Origin of the sequence: Bacillus sp. FSL K6-1560, from assembly GCF_038592935.1 — a bacterium.
GTDB lineage: Bacteria > Bacillota > Bacilli > Bacillales > Bacillaceae > Bacillus > Bacillus subtilis.
This window is the reverse complement of record NZ_CP151946.1, coordinates 2,518,690-2,537,115: the sequence shown is the minus strand read 5'-3', so window position 1 is coordinate 2,537,115 and position 18,426 is coordinate 2,518,690. Positions and strand designations below refer to the sequence as shown.

22 protein-coding genes are annotated in these 18,426 nt (G+C 41.0%); all 22 read left to right on the top strand.

Annotated features, from left to right (window positions below):
* Positions 1-27 precede the first annotated feature (27 nt).
* Positions 28-1,335, top strand: coding sequence for an FADH(2)-oxidizing methylenetetrahydrofolate--tRNA-(uracil(54)-C(5))-methyltransferase TrmFO (trmFO, locus tag NYE22_RS13595; protein ID WP_015715883.1), 1,308 nt, complete (start codon positions 28-30; stop codon positions 1,333-1,335).
* 67 nt (positions 1,336-1,402) lie between these two features.
* A complete protein-coding gene (xerC, locus tag NYE22_RS13590; RefSeq protein ID WP_161985994.1) occupies positions 1,403-2,317 on the top strand; it encodes a tyrosine recombinase XerC in 915 nt (304 codons plus the stop codon).
* Positions 2,318-2,329: 12 nt separating this feature from the next.
* Positions 2,330-2,875 (top strand): ATP-dependent protease subunit ClpQ, encoded by a 546-nt coding sequence (gene clpQ / locus NYE22_RS13585; protein WP_003238555.1) that lies wholly within the window; start codon positions 2,330-2,332, stop codon positions 2,873-2,875.
* Between the two features lie 7 nt (positions 2,876-2,882).
* Positions 2,883-4,295 (top strand): HslU--HslV peptidase ATPase subunit, encoded by a 1,413-nt coding sequence (gene hslU, locus NYE22_RS13580; protein WP_255220399.1) that lies wholly within the window; start codon positions 2,883-2,885, stop codon positions 4,293-4,295.
* Between the two features lie 39 nt (positions 4,296-4,334).
* A complete protein-coding gene (gene codY, locus NYE22_RS13575; RefSeq protein ID WP_003220850.1) occupies positions 4,335-5,114 on the top strand; it encodes a GTP-sensing pleiotropic transcriptional regulator CodY in 780 nt (259 codons plus the stop codon).
* A 379-nt stretch (positions 5,115-5,493) separates the two neighbouring features.
* Positions 5,494-5,883: a flagellar basal body rod protein FlgB gene (flgB, locus tag NYE22_RS13570; RefSeq protein WP_161985995.1), complete on the top strand. Its 390-nt coding sequence runs from the start codon at positions 5,494-5,496 to the stop codon at positions 5,881-5,883.
* On the top strand, positions 5,883-6,335 hold the full coding sequence (gene flgC / locus NYE22_RS13565; protein WP_021479294.1) for a flagellar basal body rod protein FlgC: 453 nt from the start codon (positions 5,883-5,885) through the stop codon (positions 6,333-6,335). The genes flgB and flgC overlap by 1 nt, the downstream gene beginning before the upstream one ends.
* Positions 6,336-6,345: 10 nt before the next feature.
* Positions 6,346-6,666 carry a flagellar hook-basal body complex protein FliE gene (fliE, locus tag NYE22_RS13560; protein WP_003238544.1) on the top strand — a complete coding sequence of 107 codons (321 nt, stop codon included), beginning with the start codon at positions 6,346-6,348 and terminating at the stop codon, positions 6,664-6,666.
* A 45-nt stretch (positions 6,667-6,711) separates the two neighbouring features.
* Positions 6,712-8,322, top strand: coding sequence for a flagellar basal-body MS-ring/collar protein FliF (gene fliF / locus NYE22_RS13555; RefSeq protein ID WP_342411916.1), 1,611 nt, complete (start codon positions 6,712-6,714; stop codon positions 8,320-8,322).
* A 12-nt stretch (positions 8,323-8,334) separates the two neighbouring features.
* Positions 8,335-9,351, top strand: coding sequence for a flagellar motor switch protein FliG (gene fliG, locus NYE22_RS13550; RefSeq protein ID WP_003231981.1), 1,017 nt, complete (start codon positions 8,335-8,337; stop codon positions 9,349-9,351).
* Positions 9,344-10,096: a flagellar assembly protein FliH gene (fliH, locus tag NYE22_RS13545; RefSeq protein WP_032725764.1), complete on the top strand. Its 753-nt coding sequence runs from the start codon at positions 9,344-9,346 to the stop codon at positions 10,094-10,096. Before fliG ends, fliH begins: the two co-directional genes overlap by 8 nt.
* Complete coding sequence (fliI, locus tag NYE22_RS13540; protein ID WP_014479783.1) at positions 10,093-11,409, top strand: flagellar protein export ATPase FliI; 1,317 nt, start codon at positions 10,093-10,095, stop codon at positions 11,407-11,409. Before fliH ends, fliI begins: the two co-directional genes overlap by 4 nt.
* Before the next feature lie 2 nt (positions 11,410-11,411).
* Positions 11,412-11,855 carry a flagellar export protein FliJ gene (gene fliJ / locus NYE22_RS13535; RefSeq protein WP_003231977.1) on the top strand — a complete coding sequence of 148 codons (444 nt, stop codon included), beginning with the start codon at positions 11,412-11,414 and terminating at the stop codon, positions 11,853-11,855.
* Between the two features lie 11 nt (positions 11,856-11,866).
* Entirely contained in the window at positions 11,867-12,481 is a 615-nt protein-coding gene (locus NYE22_RS13530) for a MotE family protein (RefSeq protein WP_032725699.1), read from the top strand.
* A gap of 12 nt (positions 12,482-12,493) precedes the next feature.
* Positions 12,494-13,957, top strand: coding sequence for a flagellar hook-length control protein FliK (locus NYE22_RS13525; protein WP_342411915.1), 1,464 nt, complete (start codon positions 12,494-12,496; stop codon positions 13,955-13,957).
* Positions 13,954-14,376 carry a flagellar hook assembly protein FlgD gene (flgD, locus tag NYE22_RS13520; protein WP_003231970.1) on the top strand — a complete coding sequence of 141 codons (423 nt, stop codon included), beginning with the start codon at positions 13,954-13,956 and terminating at the stop codon, positions 14,374-14,376. The genes NYE22_RS13525 and flgD overlap by 4 nt, the downstream gene beginning before the upstream one ends.
* 21 nt (positions 14,377-14,397) lie before the next feature.
* Positions 14,398-15,192, top strand: coding sequence for a flagellar basal body rod protein FlgG (gene flgG / locus NYE22_RS13515; protein ID WP_014476809.1), 795 nt, complete (start codon positions 14,398-14,400; stop codon positions 15,190-15,192).
* A 39-nt stretch (positions 15,193-15,231) separates the two neighbouring features.
* Positions 15,232-15,447, top strand: coding sequence for a swarming motility protein SwrD (swrD, locus tag NYE22_RS13510; protein ID WP_003231966.1), 216 nt, complete (start codon positions 15,232-15,234; stop codon positions 15,445-15,447).
* Positions 15,444-15,866 (top strand): flagellar basal body-associated protein FliL, encoded by a 423-nt coding sequence (gene fliL, locus NYE22_RS13505; protein WP_003231964.1) that lies wholly within the window; start codon positions 15,444-15,446, stop codon positions 15,864-15,866. Before swrD ends, fliL begins: the two co-directional genes overlap by 4 nt.
* 33 nt (positions 15,867-15,899) lie before the next feature.
* The gene (fliM, locus tag NYE22_RS13500) at positions 15,900-16,898 is read left to right on the top strand and encodes a flagellar motor switch protein FliM (RefSeq protein WP_003220879.1); all 999 of its coding nucleotides are present in this window, start codon (positions 15,900-15,902) and stop codon (positions 16,896-16,898) included.
* Entirely contained in the window at positions 16,888-18,024 is a 1,137-nt protein-coding gene (fliY, locus tag NYE22_RS13495) for a flagellar motor switch phosphatase FliY (RefSeq protein ID WP_014479788.1), read from the top strand. The genes fliM and fliY overlap by 11 nt, the downstream gene beginning before the upstream one ends.
* Positions 18,025-18,049: 25 nt before the next feature.
* Positions 18,050-18,412 carry a chemotaxis protein CheY gene (gene cheY / locus NYE22_RS13490; protein WP_014476812.1) on the top strand — a complete coding sequence of 121 codons (363 nt, stop codon included), beginning with the start codon at positions 18,050-18,052 and terminating at the stop codon, positions 18,410-18,412.
* Positions 18,413-18,426: the final 14 nt, after the last annotated feature.

Here is an 18,426-nt window from a genome sequence, read left to right as displayed (position 1 = left end):
TGAATAATAAACTAGGAGATGTGAAAGATGAACCAACGAACAGTGAATGTAATCGGAGCCGGACTTGCAGGAAGTGAAGCAGCATGGCAGCTTGCCAAACGGGGGATTCAAGTCAAATTGTATGAAATGCGTCCAGTTAAACAAACGCCTGCGCACCATACAGATAAATTTGCAGAGCTTGTCTGCAGCAACTCTCTTCGCTCTAATACGCTTGCTAACGCTGTCGGTGTATTAAAGGAAGAAATGCGTGCACTTGATTCAGCTATTATCGCTGCGGCTGACGAATGTTCGGTGCCTGCCGGGGGCGCTCTTGCAGTAGACCGTCATGAATTTGCCGCAAGTGTGACAAATCGGGTGAAAAATCATCCAAACGTAACCGTTATTAATGAAGAAGTGACTGAAATTCCTGAAGGCCCTACTATCATCGCAACGGGTCCGTTAACATCTGAATCGCTGTCTGCCCAGCTGAAGGAGCTGACTGGAGAGGACTATTTATATTTTTATGACGCAGCGGCGCCGATTGTAGAAAAAGACAGCCTTGATATGGATAAAGTGTATCTGAAATCCCGTTATGATAAAGGTGAAGCAGCATATTTGAACTGCCCGATGACAGAAGAAGAGTTTGACCGTTTTCATGAAGCATTAACATCAGCAGAAACAGTGCCGTTAAAAGAATTTGAAAAAGAGATTTTCTTTGAAGGCTGCATGCCGATTGAAGTCATGGCAAAACGGGGTAAGAAAACAATGCTTTTCGGTCCGATGAAACCGGTTGGTCTAGAGCATCCTGTTACAGGAAAACGCCCTTATGCCGTCGTTCAGCTCAGACAGGATGATGCTGCGGGAACACTTTATAATATTGTAGGATTCCAGACTCATTTAAAATGGGGAGACCAAAAGGAAGTTCTCAAGTTGATTCCAGGACTTGAAAATGTAGAAATCGTCAGATATGGCGTGATGCATAGAAACACATTTATTAACTCTCCTAGCCTGTTAAAGCCGACTTATCAATTTAAAAACCGCAGTGATCTGTTCTTTGCAGGCCAAATGACGGGAGTAGAAGGATATGTGGAATCAGCTGCCTCAGGACTTGTAGCAGGCATTAATGCGGCGAAGCTTGTATTGGGAGAAGAGCTTGTGATCTTCCCTCAGGAAACAGCAATTGGCAGTATGGCACATTATATTACAACAACAAACCAGAAGAACTTCCAGCCGATGAATGCAAACTTTGGGCTTTTGAAAGAATTGCCAGTTAAAATTAAAAATAAAAAAGAACGAAATGAACAATACGCGAACCGTGCGATTGAAACAATTCAAACAATTTCGAAAACAATATAGGTATTGATTGCAACCTGAGCGCGATTTGTGATACCATTTAAAAGCCCTTCCTGGGGAGGTATTAGGCATGGAGAATGTTAAGAATTTCGTAAAGTTATTCGTTGAATATTTACAAATTGAAAAAAATTATTCACAATATACTATTGTGAATTATGTGGATTCAATTGAAGAATTCGAGACTTTCCTGCGCGTTCAAGGTATAAATGGATTTGAAGAAGCTGCATATCAAGATACTAGGATTTTTTTGACAGAAGCCTATGAAAAAGGTTTATCGAGAAGAACAATAAGCAAAAAGATATCTGCATTAAGAAGCTTTTATAAGTTTCTGATGCGGGAAAAGCTTATTGAAGAAAATCCGTTTCAGCTTGTTCATCTGCCAAAACAGGAGAAACGGATACCGAAGTTTCTATATCAAAAAGAGCTTGAGGAGCTGTTTGAAGTTTCAGATATAAGCCAGCCGGCCGGAATGAGGGATCAAGCGCTGTTAGAGCTGCTCTATGCCACCGGAATGAGGGTCAGTGAATGCTGTTCCATAACTATTAACGACGTTGATTTATTTATGGACACTGTGCTTGTTCACGGCAAAGGCAAGAAGCAGCGCTATATCCCCTTTGGGTCTTATGCCCGCGAAGCGTTGAAGGTATACATGAATAGCGGAAGACAGTGCTTGCTGATGAAGGCAAAAGAACCTCATGATCTATTATTCGTAAATCAAAGAGGCGGACCGCTTACAGCCCGTGGCATCAGACATATTTTAAGCGGGCTTGTTCAAAAAGCGTCAAGCACTTTACATATCCATCCGCATATGCTTCGACATACGTTCGCCTCGCATCTGTTAAATGAAGGAGCGGATTTGAGAAGCGTTCAAGAACTGCTCGGGCATTCCAATCTGTCTTCTACACAGATATACACGCACGTTTCGAAGGAAATGTTGAGAAACACATATATGTCTCACCATCCAAGAGCATTTAAGAAAAATTAAAGGAGGCCCTTTATGTCATCTTTTCATGCGACCACAATATTTGCCGTACAGCATAAAGGACGAAGCGCTATGTCCGGAGACGGCCAAGTAACATTTGGTCAGGCTGTTGTCATGAAACACACGGCACGGAAAGTGAGAAAACTGTTTAACGGCAAAGTTCTTGCTGGCTTTGCGGGATCTGTTGCAGACGCTTTCACTTTATTCGAAAAGTTTGAAGCTAAGCTTGAAGAATATAACGGCAACTTAAAACGGGCGGCTGTTGAGCTTGCGAAGGAATGGCGCAGTGATAAAGTGCTAAGAAAGCTCGAAGCCATGCTGATTGTTATGAATCAGGATACTTTGCTTCTCGTATCGGGAACAGGCGAGGTGATCGAACCAGATGACGGCATTCTCGCGATTGGATCAGGAGGCAATTACGCTTTGGCAGCGGGAAGAGCTCTGAAAAAGCATGCCGGGGAAAGCATGTCTGCAAGTGAGATTGCCAGAGCCGCGTTAGAAACAGCAGGCGAAATTTGTGTTTACACGAACGATCAAATCATACTGGAAGAGCTTGAATAGAAAGGACTTGAGGCGCATGGAAAAAAAACCGTTAACTCCTAGACAGATTGTAGATCGGTTAGACCAATATATTGTCGGTCAGCAAAATGCGAAAAAAGCTGTCGCCGTGGCATTAAGAAACCGCTATAGAAGAAGTCTTCTGGATGAAAAGCTGAAGGACGAGGTCGTTCCGAAAAACATTTTAATGATGGGTCCTACCGGCGTCGGGAAAACTGAAATTGCCAGACGAATCGCTAAGCTTTCAGGTGCGCCATTTATCAAAATTGAAGCTACTAAATTTACCGAAGTCGGCTATGTAGGCAGAGATGTTGAATCAATGGTCAGAGATCTTGTGGAGACTTCTGTTCGGCTTATCAAAGAAGAGAAAATGAATGAAGTAAAGGAACAGGCAGAAGAAAATGCAAATAAACGCATTGTTCGTCTGTTAGTTCCCGGGAAGAAAAAACAATCTGGCGTTAAAAATCCGTTTGAAATGTTTTTTGGAGGCAGCCAGCCGAATGGTGAAGATGAGGCGGAGAGCCAGGAAGAAGCAAACATCGAAGAAAAAAGAAAACGAATGGCACATCAGCTGGCTTTAGGAGAGCTCGAAGACTACTATGTAACAGTAGAAGTCGAAGAGCAGCAGCCTTCTATGTTTGACATGCTGCAGGGCTCGGGTATGGAGCAGATGGGTATGAACATGCAGGATGCGCTGAGCGGATTAATGCCAAAGAAAAAGAAACGGCGCAAAATGACAGTCAGAGAAGCCAGAAAAGTCCTGACGAATGAAGAAGCAAGCAAACTCATCGATATGGATGAAGTCAGCCAGGAAGCTGTTCAGAGAGCAGAAGAGAGCGGGATTATCTTTATCGATGAGATTGATAAAATCGCAAAGAACGGCGGTGCATCTTCTTCTGCCGATGTTTCAAGAGAAGGCGTTCAGCGGGATATCCTGCCGATTGTTGAGGGCTCAACCGTTGTCACAAAATATGGTTCTGTAAAAACAGACCATGTATTATTTATTGCAGCAGGAGCGTTTCATATGGCCAAACCGTCTGATTTGATTCCTGAGCTGCAGGGGCGTTTCCCGATTCGTGTAGAACTGAACAAACTCACGGTAGACGACTTCGTGAGAATTTTGGTTGAGCCGGATAATGCGCTGCTGAAACAATATCAGGCATTATTGCAGACAGAAGGTATATCTCTTGAATTTTCTGACGAAGCTATTCATAAGATTGCTGAAGTTGCTTATCATGTGAACCAGGACACAGATAATATCGGTGCGAGACGCCTTCATACAATACTTGAACGCCTATTAGAAGATTTGTCGTTTGAAGCTCCAGATGTAACGATGGAGAAAATAACGATTACACCTCAGTATGTCGAAGAAAAGCTCGGAACGATAGCCAAAAACAAAGATTTAAGTCAATTTATATTGTGAAAAATTTAATATGAGGAATGTTTAGGAGGATTATTTATCATGGCTTTATTACAAAAAACAAGAATTATTAACTCCATGCTGCAAGCTGCGGCAGGGAAACCGGTAAACTTCAAGGAAATGGCGGAGACGCTGCGGGATGTAATTGATTCCAATATTTTCGTTGTAAGCCGCAGAGGGAAACTCCTTGGGTATTCTATTAACCAGCAAATTGAAAATGATCGTATGAAAAAAATGCTTGAGGATCGTCAATTCCCTGAAGAGTATACGAAAAATCTGTTTAATGTCCCTGAAACATCTTCTAACTTGGATATTAATAGTGAATATACTGCTTTCCCTGTTGAGAACAGAGATCTGTTCCAAGCTGGTTTAACAACAATTGTGCCGATCATCGGAGGCGGGGAAAGATTAGGAACACTTATTCTTTCACGTTTACAAGATCAATTCAATGACGATGACTTAATTCTAGCTGAATACGGCGCAACAGTTGTCGGAATGGAAATCCTAAGAGAAAAAGCAGAAGAAATTGAAGAGGAAGCAAGAAGCAAAGCTGTCGTACAAATGGCTATCAGCTCGCTTTCTTACAGTGAGCTTGAAGCAATTGAGCACATTTTTGAGGAGCTTGACGGAAACGAAGGTCTTCTTGTTGCAAGTAAAATTGCTGACCGTGTCGGCATTACCCGTTCTGTTATTGTGAACGCACTCAGAAAGCTGGAGAGCGCCGGTGTTATCGAGTCTAGATCATTAGGAATGAAAGGTACTTATATCAAGGTGCTAAACAACAAATTCTTAATTGAATTAGAAAATCTAAAATCTCATTAATCACAAAAAGAACCCTTTTTGAGGGTTCTTTTTTTATTTCAAATAAAGGAAATCAATAAGCTTTATTTCCTGGGTTGAAAGTCTTTCTATGTAATAATTTTAATAAATTTTGCATTTTTCTTCAAAAAGTTTCAAAAATGCCGAAAAGAAAGGAGAAAAAACAGAAATTCTGCTATTTTCAGGCTTATATCAAGGCGAGAAATGTAGTTCTAACAATCTAGGACTTTATACCTAGTTGTAAAATAGATAATTGTGAGGACATTTTTTTACACGAACTTCATAGACTTTATGCCTGTTATTTCTTACAATAAGCATATAGTTTTACAATTCTCGACAAGGATATTGAGGGTGAAAAAAACTGAAATGGAGGTAAGTGGATTTGAGCTTATTTTCTGGAACGATACAAAATCTTGAAAATGCCTTGAGTAGAGCGGATATTAAGCAAAAAGTCATAACTAATAATATCGCCAATATAGATACACCGAACTATAAGGCAAAAAAAGTCTCTTTCCAAAATTTATTAGATCAAGAATCCTCGCGTCTTGAAGCGATAAAAACAGACTATCGTCATGTTGATTTTTCTGATAATGATTCGAATTATTCAATTGTTGCGAGCGGAGATACATCGTATCAGCAAAACGGAAACAATGTTGATGTTGACAAAGAGATGACAGAATTGGCGCAAAATCAAATCAACTATCAAGCTTTGGTTGAAAGAATGAACGGTAAATTTAATTCGCTGAAGACCGTATTAACAGGAGGAAAATGATGACAGCTTTTCATAGCTTAAATGTTTCAGCATCGGCTTTAACAGCTCAGCGAGTCAGAATGGACGTTGTATCATCTAACTTAGCAAATATGGATACGACAAGAGCTAAGCAGGTGAATGGAGAGTGGGTGCCTTACAGAAGGAAAATGGTCTCCCTTCAGTCAAAAGGTGAATCGTTCTCTTCCATTCTCAATTCTCAAATGAGCGGAAGCGGTAGTGCTGGAAACGGTGTGAAGGTTTCAAAAATTACGGAGGATGATTCGGATTTTAATCTTGTCTATGATCCGACAGACCCTGATGCAAACGCTGAAGGATATGTACAAAAGCCTAATGTTGATCCATTAAAGGAAATGGTTGATCTTGTCAGCAGCACCAGATCATATGAGGCGAATGTCACGGCGATGAATGCTACAAAGGGAATGCTGATGAAGGCATTAGAAATCGGAAAGTAGGTGAATGAATGTGATTAATGCAATTTCTCCTTTTCAGGTTCAAAATACTCAAAACACTCAAAATGCAACAAATCAAGTAAACAATAGCCAAAAAACAGATTCTTCAAATCAAACAAGCTTTTCGGAGCTTTTAAAAAACTCTATTAGTTCGTTAAATGAGTCCCAAGTAGCTTCTGACAACATGACTAATGCCTTGGCTGCAGGAAAAGATGTAAATCTTGATGAGGTCATGATCGCTGCTCAAAAAGCTAGCATCTCTCTAACTGCAGCAACAGAGTTCCGCAATAAAGCTGTGGAAGCTTATCAGGAGATTATGAGAATGCAAATGTAGGGGGTCTGACGATTTAGAGAAAGAGTGGAATGACCGGGGGTTAACATGAATCGTACTCTAATGCAAATGAAAAACAAAACGAGTGAGTTTTGGAAAAATAGATCTAAACTACAAAAGATTTTAATGGTTAGTGCTTTAGCGGCAATTATTATTATTGGAATTATTATTAGTGTTTTTGCTTCAAATTCTAAAATGGCGCCGCTGTACAAAGATTTGTCTGCCGAAGAAGCAGGACAAATCAAAAAAGAATTGGATGCAAAAAAAGTTCCAAACGAACTTTCGAATGGCGGTACAGTGATTAGTGTTCCGGAGGATCAGGTTGATTCTTTGAAAGTGCAGATGGCTGCAGAAGGACTTCCTAAAACGGGATCAATTGATTATTCGTTTTTTGGACAGAATGCCGGCTTTGGTTTGACAGACAATGAGTTTGATATGGTGAAAGTGAAAGCTACACAGACAGAACTGTCAAACTTGATCAATGAAATGGACGGCATTAAAAATTCAAAAGTAATGATTAATCTCCCGAAAGACGCTGTGTTTGTCGGTGAGGAGCAATCTGCAGCATCTGCATCAATCGTTCTGCAGATTCAACCGGGTTATACACTTGATCAAAGCCAAATCAACGGATTATATCATCTGGTATCTAAAAGCGTGCCAAACCTAAAAGAAGATAACATCGTCATCATGGACCAAAATTCTACATACTACGACAAATCAGACAGCGATGCAGGGTCCTACGCGGATAGTTATTCTTCTCAGCAAGGAATTAAGTCTCAAGTTGAAAAAGACATTCAAAAACATGTACAGTCACTGCTGGGTACGATGATGGGCCAAGATAAAGTCGTTGTCTCCGTTACAGCAGACATTGATTTCACAAAAGAAAATCGGACAGAAGACATTGTCGAACCTGTGGATAAAGAAAACATGGAAGGTATTGCAGTCAGCGCTGAAAAGGTATCTGAAACATATCAGGGCGACGGTGCAGCCAACGGCGGAACTGCCGGAATCGGCGAGGAAGATGTTACAAATTATAAGGCTGACGGTGAAAATACCGAAAGCGGGAACTACGAAAAAAACAGCAACAAAATCAATTACGAGGTTAACCGAATTCATAAAGAAATCGCTGAAAGTCCTTATAAGGTCAGAGATTTAGGGATTCAAGTAATGGTAGAGCCGCCTGATGCCAAAAACACTGCGTCGCTATCAACTGAAAGACAGGATGATATACAAAAAATCCTTTCAACTGTAGTCAGAACATCTTTGGATAAAGATGAAACGCAAAATCAGAATTTATCTGATGCTGATATCAATAATAAGATTGTTGTTTCCGTTCAGCCATTCGACGGAAAAGTCAATTTGGATACAAATACGGAAGAATCCTCAGGTATCCCGCTGTGGGCATATATTGTAGGCGGTGTTTTAATCGCAGCGATCATTGTTCTGATCATTATGCTTATCAGAAAGAAACGGGCGCAAGAGGATGAATTTGAGGAATATGAGTATGAGGTTCCTCAAGAACCAATCAATTTGCCTGATATCAACGAAGAGGAAAATGAAACAGCGGAATCAGTCAGACGAAAACAGCTTGAAAAGATGGCGAAAGACAAGCCGGAAGATTTTGCAAAACTGCTGAGAAGCTGGCTGGCCGAGGATTAGGAGGAATTAGAAATGGCGAGACGTGATCAAGATAAGCTTACAGGAAAACAAAAAGCAGCCATTCTCATGATTTCCTTGGGGTTAGATGTGTCAGCTTCTGTCTATAAGCACTTAACCGATGAAGAAATTGAAAGGCTTACTCTGGAAATATCAGGTGTTCGAAGCGTCGATCATCAAAAAAAGGATGAAATCATAGAAGAATTTCATAATATAGCCATTGCGCAAGATTATATTTCTCAAGGCGGTTTAAGCTATGCAAGACAAGTTCTGGAAAAGGCGCTTGGAGAGGATAAGGCGGAGAACATTCTAAACAGGCTGACTTCTTCTTTGCAGGTTAAACCATTTGATTTTGCCAGAAAAGCGGAGCCTGAACAAATTTTGAATTTTATCCAGCAAGAGCATCCGCAGACGATGGCGTTAATCTTGTCTTATTTAGATCCAGTGCAGGCTGGGCAAATTTTATCCGAGCTGAATCCTGAAGTACAGGCTGAGGTTGCGAGAAGAATCGCGGTCATGGATAGAACGTCTCCAGAAATAATTAATGAGGTAGAACGGATTCTGGAACAAAAATTATCTTCTGCATTTACTCAGGATTATACACAAACAGGCGGAATTGAAGCTGTTGTGGAAGTGTTAAACGGGGTAGACAGAGGGACAGAGAAGACGATCTTGGATTCATTGGAAATTCAGGATCCCGATCTTGCTGAAGAGATTAAAAAGCGGATGTTTGTCTTCGAAGATATTGTCACACTTGATAACCGTGCCATTCAGAGAGTCATTCGCGATGTTGAGAACGACGATTTGCTCCTTTCATTAAAGGTTGCAAGCGAGGAAGTCAAAGAAATTGTATTCAACAATATGTCACAGCGTATGGTTGAAACCTTCAAAGAAGAAATGGAATTTATGGGCCCTGTACGCTTGAAAGATGTAGAAGAAGCTCAATCGAGAATTGTAAGCATCGTCAGAAAGCTTGAAGAAGCCGGTGAAATTGTGATAGCAAGAGGCGGAGGGGATGATATTATTGTCTAATATCATTAAACAAGAATCATCTATTTCTCCACAAAAGGAAAAAAGAAAACTTTCTATACAAGAGGTGCGTATTGATCATTCTCACCTTTTGCAGGCTGAAGAGAACCCGGAGGCGCTTATGGCCCGAGTGAAAGAGGAAGCTGACCGGATTTCTGAGCAGGCAAACAGTCATATAGAAAATATTCGCCGTCAAATTGAACAGGAGAAAAACAATTGGGCGGCTGAAAAACAGAAGCTTATTGAAGAAGCAAAAGCCGAGGGCTTTGAACAAGGAGTAGCGCTGGGCAAAGCTGAGACAATGAAACAGTATGCCGAACTGATCGGCCAAGCAAACAGTATAACTGAAATGTCCAGAAAAGCTGTTGAGGACAAGCTTGAAGACGCTAATGAAGAAATCGTTGAGCTTGCCGTTGCCCTAGCAAAAAAAGTTTGGCAGCAAAAGTCTGATGATAAAGAGGCTTTCCTCCTGCTTGTACAACAGGTTATAAACGAAGTGAAGGAATATGACGATATATCAATTTATGTTGATCCATATTACTATGAGACAATCTTTCAGCAAAAAGATGAAATCCAGCAGCTTCTTTATAAAGAATGCCGGCTTGGCATATATGCTGATGAAAAAGCTCAAAAAGGAACCTGTTATATTGAAACTCCTTTTGGCAGGGTAGATGCGAGTGTTGACACACAATTGATGCAATTGAAAGATAAACTTCTGACAGCGCTGGAAGCAGGTGCAGCTGAATGAAGACACAGAGTCTGATAGATTGTATAGAAATGACTGACTCGTATAAACGGTACGGAAAAGTCAAGCGGGTAATCGGCCTGATGATTGAATCAAAAGGGCCAGCAAGCTCAATTGGCGACGTGTGCCTGATTTATGCAAAAGGACAATCTGGGAAAGTCATTAAAGCTGAGGTAGTCGGCTTCCAGGAAGAAAATATTTTGCTTATGCCTTATTTAGAGGCTGCGAGCATTGCACCTGGCAGCATTGTAGAAGCTACTGGGGAATCACTTCGGGTTAAAGTTGGAACGGGACTGATCGGACAAGTCATCGATGCTTTTGGAGAACCGCTTGACGGAAAACTTCTGCCGAAAGGGCTTTCGCCTGTATCGACGGAGCAATCACCGCCCAACCCGATGAAACGACCGCCTATCCGTGAAAAGATGGGTGTTGGAGTCAGATCAATTGACAGCTTGCTGACAGTCGGGAAAGGCCAGCGGATTGGAATTTTTGCAGGAAGCGGTGTCGGAAAAAGCACATTAATGGGGATGATCGCCAAGCAGACAGAGGCTGACTTAAACGTCATTGCACTTGTCGGAGAACGCGGACGAGAGGTTCGGGAGTTTATTGAAAAAGATCTTGGGAAAGAGGGGCTGAAACGATCGATTGTAGTTGTTGCCACCTCAGACCAGCCAGCATTAATGAGATTGAAAGCGGCATATACAGCGACTGCAATTGCCGAGTATTTCCGAGATAAAGGCCAAAATGTCATGTTTATGATGGATTCTGTTACAAGGGTGGCAATGGCGCAGCGAGAGATTGGATTGGCTGCCGGAGAGCCTCCGACAACAAAAGGCTATACACCTTCAGTGTTCGCTATTTTACCTCGTTTACTAGAACGAACAGGTGCAAACGAGCATGGAACCATTACGGCATTTTATACAGTGTTGGTAGACGGGGATGACATGAATGAGCCGATTGCCGATACTGTACGCGGAATTTTAGACGGACATATTGTGTTGGACAGGGCGCTTGCCAATAAAGGCCAGTTTCCTGCAGTTAACGTACTAAAAAGCATCAGCAGGGTGATGTCAAACATTTCAACAAAACAGCATCTGGATGCGGCAAATAAATTCCGTGAACTTTTATCGACATATCAAAATTCGGAAGACCTCATTAATATCGGAGCTTACAAAAGAGGATCATCCAGAGAAATTGATGAAGCGATACAATTTTATCCGCAGCTTATTCAATTTTTAAAGCAGGGAACAGACGAACCGGCTTTATTGGAAGAAAGCATTGCTGTATTAACTAGTTTGACAGGAAATGAGGAATAAACGTGGCTTATCAATTTAGATTCCAAAAGCTACTGGAACTAAAAGAAAATGAAAAAGACCAATCCTTGTCCGAGTATCAGCAATCAGTTTCTGAATTTGAAAACGTTGCTGAAAAATTATATGAAAATATGAGCAAAAAAGAATTGCTAGAACAAAATAAGGAAAAGAAATTAAAAAGCGGCATGAGTGTACAAGAAATGAGGCACTACCAACAATTTGTCTCAAATCTTGATAATACGATCTATCACTATCAAAAGCTTGTCATTATGAAAAGAAATCAAATGAATCAAAAACAAGAAATTTTGACAGAGAAAAACATTGAAGTGAAAAAGTTTGAAAAAATGCGTGAAAAACAGTTTAAAATGTTTGCTCTTGAAGATAAAGCTGCAGAAATGAAAGAAATGGACGATATTTCGATTAAGCAGTTTATGATTCAAGGCCATTAGGAGCGAATGTAATGTCCGGCAAAAAGAAAGAATCAGGTAAGTTCCGTTCGGTTTTGCTTATCATTATCCTCCCGCTGATGTTTCTACTAATCGCAGGGGGGATTGTTCTTTGGGCTGCTGGTATCAATGTCTTAAAGCCGATACAGGATGCTGCGGCAAAAACGCCGGTTCTTAAAGAATTGGTCCCTGAAACCGAAAATAAAAAAGACACAGCATCAAATAAGGATAGCAGTAATACAGCAGCTCTGGAAAAGACCATTAAGGATCAAAAAAGTGAAATCGGTATATTGAATAAAGATTTAGAAACAAGTAAATCGGAAATCGATAGGCTCAATCAAAAGATCCGTTCACTTGAAAAGACAGCTGAGGATCAAAAAAAGTCATCAGAAGATCATACTGAAGGATCAGCAGACTCGAAAGCTTCATCTGAAAATGACAAAGTGATCAGTGTGTACAAAAGCATGGACAGCGGAAAGGCTGCTAAAATTATTGCCCAATTAAAGGAGAAAGAAGCACTGAAAATATTGAATGGCCTAAGCAAAAAGCAGCTTGCTGACATATTGGCGAAAATGACTCCTGAGCAAGCAGCAACCTATACAGAAAAAATTGCTGCCAGCCAAGAATAGGGGGAATGAAAGGTGAAGCTGCTTGAATTAGCGGGACCTTTGCTGCAAACCACAACGGGTTTTGCCGCTAAAAACATGAAAAGTAGCCGGGGAGTTTTTCAAAACTGGCTTATTTCTGAGGCAGGATTGAAGGAACTCTCAGAACAAGGAAAGGGAACTCCTAATTCCGAAGATCAGCTTTTAGCAGATGCGCTTAAAAAGATCGGTGAATGGCTAAATGCAAGTCCTGAAGACCAAGACAAACAAAATGCGGATCTTTTGCAAACATTAAGCAAACTGACAGGGAAGCAATTGGATGCGAATGCTCTGCAAATAATGCAAAATCTTTTGCAAGCAGTTGAATCAAAAATGTCAGACGGGACGGATCAATTGCTCACAGAAACGGAGAAAATCTTTTCAGAAGCTAAAACGGCTCGGAATGCCAATGATTCTGTTTCTGACATTAATGGAGCACTGAAGTCGGATACAGAGCAATCAAATCAGGAAAATGAAGTATCCGATGCTGCTAAAGAGCTTATCTATATCCAGATGTTCATTAGCCAGCTCGTAGAAGGGAATAAGCTGACTGATCGCGGGAATGGCAATGAAGCTCATGCCATTTACCAAAATGGAGATCAATTCCTATCTGCATTAGAAAAAAAGGGTGTATCTCAACAACTCATTCAGGATCTTAAACAGCAAATATTCACTAAAGCTGAGTCAAGTTCAAAACTTTACTCCATGACAGTGTCAGAGCTGAAAAGTTTTCAAAGCTTAATGGACCAAATGTCTATGCTTCCTCAAAAAGGGACCAAAGAATGGAGTCTAGCTGAAAGCCAGCTGAAAGCCTTCTTGTTATCGAAATCATCCGAATCATCACAAGACTTTGGGAAGCGTGTTCTCACACCGCTTTCGCAGAGTTCATCCAGCAAAAATGCATCGGATGTTTCTGGAAGTTTTCAGCCTGTAGATAGTAAATCAGGACTCCAAATGCTGTTTTCGGGGCATCGGAGCATAGGAGGAGTTCAAACACTTGATCTGCAGCAGATGTCATCTGATATACCAAATGCCGAAACAAAAACGGTGGCTGATCAAGTGATTAATGCGTGGAAGCAGATGAAATATACGCCTTTCGGCAGATCGACGGGAAGTTTCACTATTCGGCTGAACCCTGAACATTTAGGATTTGTCACAATCAAGCTGACAAATGAAAATGGAATGTTTCAGAGTAAAATCATAGCATCTAGCCAATCAGCAAAAGAATTGCTTGAACAGCATCTTCCTCAGCTGAAGCAATCATTGCCGAATATGGCCGTCCAAATTGACCGTTTTACTCTTCCGGTCCAAAGCGGGGATCAGCCGATATACGGCCAGCTTGCTGATGAACAGAAACAGCAGCAAGAGGGGCAGAGACAGCAAAGACAGAAGAAGCAATCAAATGATTTTGGCGATCTGCTCGATGAAGTGTCGATGGTTGAAATGGAGGAAGAAGAATGACTTCTATAAGTTCAGAATATAAACTGCCTGAAAAAACGAACACTGTGTCGACGAACAACAGCAGCTTGGGGAAAGACGAGTTTTTAAAAATATTAATGACTCAAGTTCAAAACCAAGATCCGCTTAACCCGATTGACGATAAAGAATTTATCAGCCAGATGGCGACTTTTTCAAGCTTGGAGCAAATGATGAATCTGAATACGACAATGACTCAATTCGTTGAAAACCAAGATCCGTTTACAACGTATGTTGATTGGATGGGAAAAGAAGTATCTTGGACTGATGGTAAAAGTGCAACAGATAAAACAGGCACAGTAAGCTCTGTTAAACATTTTAAAGGAAATTATTATCTCGTTCTTGATGATGGGACCGAGATCAGTCCTGCGAATGTCATGTCTGTGGGACAATCATCTAAATAAAAACATCTGGGGGAATATATTATGTTACGTTCACTTTATTCTGGAATCAGCGGTATGAAAAACTTTCAAACAAAGCTTGACGTAATCGGTAACAACATTGCCAACGTAAATACAGTAGGATTCAAAAAGAGCCGTGTGACCTTTAAAGATATGGTAAGCCAAACGATTGCCGGCGGTTCTGCTGCTGGTGCAACAATCGGCGGAACAAACTCTAAGCAAATCGGTTTAGGTTCATCATCTGGCACAATTGATACAATTCATTCAACAAGCGCGACACAAAGTACAGGAAGAACACTTGATTTAGCAATTGACGGCGACGGTTACTTCCGAATTGATACAGGCGCCGGAACAGCTTATACAAGAGCTGGAAACTTCTATTTAGATAACACTGGAACATTGGTTACAGGTGATGGCTACCATGTGTTAAATATGAATGGCGGAACAATTAAAATTCCTACTGATGCACAAAGCTTCACTATCGGTTCTGATGGTAAGGTATCGATCGTTGATGCCGGAGGTCAATCACAAGACGGCGGACAAATCGGGATTGTGACTTTTGCAAACAGTGACGGATTGGATAAAATCGGGAGCAACTTATACCGTGAATCTTTAAACTCTGGTACGGCCAGTGCAGCCAACCAGCCTGGTGATGGCGGTACAGGTTCCCTTAAAGTGGGGTTTCTCGAAATGTCTAACGTCGATTTAACTGACGAATTTACTGAAATGATCGTAGCCCAGCGCGGATTCCAATCAAACTCAAAAATTATTACAACATCTGATGAAATCCTTCAAGAACTGGTTAACCTTAAACGTTAAGGAGGGAGGGGAGGCGAGTAATCGCTTCTCCGCTGTTTTATGATTAAAGTAACCCGTTTGAACGGGCAGCCCTTTACACTGAATGCGCTATTTATTGAACAGATTGAATGTTTTCCGGATACTACAATTACTCTGTCAAATGGTAAGAAGTTTGTAGTAAAAGAAGATGAAGAAGCTGTTCTGGAAAAGATCGCAGCTTTCTACCGAAAAATACAAATATTTGCAATGGATCAAGGAATAGAGGAACCGGAATGAAGAAAAAGTTAATGATCATATTACTAATTATTCTTATCGTAATTGGTGCTCTCGGGGCGGCGGCTTATTTTGTTTTAGGCGGAAAGTCCGAAAAAAGTGAAGCGAAAAAAAGTATTGATGAAATCGTTGCGTCTTCTGTTGATGTAGAAGAGATCACAACAAATTTAAAGTCTGATAACATTATCCGTCTTGCTATTAAACTTGAAACTGATTCTGATAAATCAAAAGAAGAACTTGAGAAACGTGATTTCCAAGTGAAAGACGCTGTTATATCACTGCTGGCTGATACGAATGCTGATCAGATTGAGGGAGACAAGGGAAAAGAAACCTTTAAGAAGGAACTAAAAGATAAAATAAATAGCTACCTCCAAGAAGGAAAAGTAGAGAAAGTGTATATTACCTCCTTTAATCTGCAATAAAGCATAATTTGACAGAATACGGAGGTGAGGAAAATGTCAGGAGAAGTTCTCTCCCAAAATGAAATAGATGCACTGCTTTCTGCAATATCAACAGGTGAAATGGACGCTGAAGAGCTGAAAAAAGAAGAAAAAGAGAAGAAAGTCAAGGTTTATGATTTCAAACGTGCGCTACGGTTTTCTAAGGATCAGATCCGCAGTTTAACGAGAATTCATGACAATTTTGCAAGACTTCTTACCACTCATTTTTCTGCTCAGCTCAGAACCTATATTCACATATCTGTCAGTTCTGTTGACCAGGTCCCGTATGAGGAATTTATCAGATCGATCCCGAACATGACGATTCTGAATTTATTTGATGTCCATCCGATGGAAGGCAGAATTATGATGGAGGTCAACCCCACGATAGCTTATACGATGATGGATCGGGTCATGGGCGGGATTGGAATCAGTCATAACAAGGTTGACAGTTTGACAGAAATTGAAACAAAAATCATTTCTAATTTATTTGAAAATGCACTGGGTAATTATAAAGAAGCTTGGCAGTCAATTGCTGATATTGAACCGGAAATGACTGAGTTTGAAGTGAATCCGCAATTTGTTCAGATGGTATCTCCTAATGAAACAGTCGTGGTGATCTCGCTCAATACTCAAATTGGTGAAATCAGCGGTGTCATTAATCTCTGTATCCCGCATATCGTACTCGAGCCGCTCATACCGAAGCTTTCAGTCCACTATTGGATGCAATCAGACCGAAATGAGCCAAAGCCTGAGGAAACAAAGTCGCTTGAAAAACGTATCATGACAGCACAAATACCTGTCGTGGCCGAGCTCGGCACATCTGAACTGACGATAGAAGAGTTTTTAAGTTTAGAAGTCGGAGACTGCATAACTTTGGACAAATCAGTCACGGATCCTCTTACTGTATTGGTCGGAGATAAGCCGAAATTTTTAGGACAAGCCGGCCGGGTGAATCGAAAACAGGCAGTGCAAATTTTAGATCACGACATAAGAGGTGAACAAGATGGAGAATAATAGATTATCTCAAGATGAGATTGACGCGCTTCTTAACGGTACTGGCAGCACGCTTGATGAGCCAGAGGTTCCGGAAGTAGATGACTTATCGGAAATGGAGCGTGATGCGATCGGTGAAATCGGTAATATTTCATTCGGCAGTTCTGCGACAGCACTTTCAACGCTTTTAAATCAAAAGGTCGATATTACGACTCCAAGCGTAACGGTCATTCCAAGAAGTAAAATCAGCGATGCGTTTCCTGAACCGTATGTAGCGATTGAAGTGAATTATACGGAGGGCTTCAGCGGAAGCAACCTGTTAGTCGTGGAACAAAGTGACGCGGCGATCATTGCTGACTTAATGATCGGGGGAGACGGAAAAGGTGCGGACCCTTCACTGGGTGAAATCCATTTAAGTGCGGTTCAAGAAGCAATGAACCAAATGATGGGATCGGCTGCCACATCAATGTCTACTGTATTCAGTAAAAAAATTGATATTTCACCTCCTCGGGTTGAATTGCTGGATGTTACTGAAGAAAAGGGTACAGACCGTATTCCTGATGATGAAATGCTGGTGAAAGTTTCTTTCAACTTAAAGGTGGGAGAATTAATAGACTCCAGCATTATGCAGCTTTACCCATTGACATTTGCGAAAGATTTAATTTCAAGCCTTATGAACTCAGAAAGTGCAGAGGAAGAAGAAACGGTGCAGCCTGAGGTTACATACGAACAGCCGAAAGAGCCTGTGACGCCAGAGCCGCGTATTGAACCGAAGCAACAGCAGCAGCCGCCAAAAAGGCAGGGAACAGCAAAAAAAGCAGCGCCAGTTCAGGTTTCACCGGTGGAATTTTCCGCGTTTGATCCAAACGAAGCTGTACAAGCCCCTATTCATAATCTGGATATGCTTTTGGATATCCCGCTTTCGATTACTGTTGAGCTTGGCAGAACGAAGAGAAGCGTAAAAGAGATTTTAGAGCTTTCTGCCGGAAGTATTATCGAGCTTGATAAATTAGCTGGTGAGCCTGTAGATATTTTAGTTAATCAGCGTATCGTTGCCAAAGGCGAGGTCGTTGTCATTGAAGAAAACTTCGGAGTGAGAGTCACTGACATTTTAAGCCAGGCAGAGCGCATTAATAATTTAAAATAACGAAACACAAGGAGAGAGATAGATTATGGCACATAGAATTTTAATTGTAGATGACGCAGCATTTATGAGAATGATGATTAAAGATATTTTAGTTAAAAATGGTTTTGAAGTTGTGGCGGAAGCTGAAAATGGAGCACAAGCGGTAGAGAAATATAAAGAGCATTCACCTGACCTTGTTACTATGGATATCACGATGCCAGAAATGGATGGTATTACAGCATTAAAAGAAATTAAACAAATTGATGCGCAGGCAAGAATCATCATGTGTTCTGCTATGGGACAGCAATCAATGGTTATTGATGCCATTCAGGCCGGCGCTAAGGATTTCATTGTGAAACCTTTCCAAGCTGACCGTGTGCTTGAAGCAATCAACAAAACATTAAGTTAAAGGGTGTACGACTG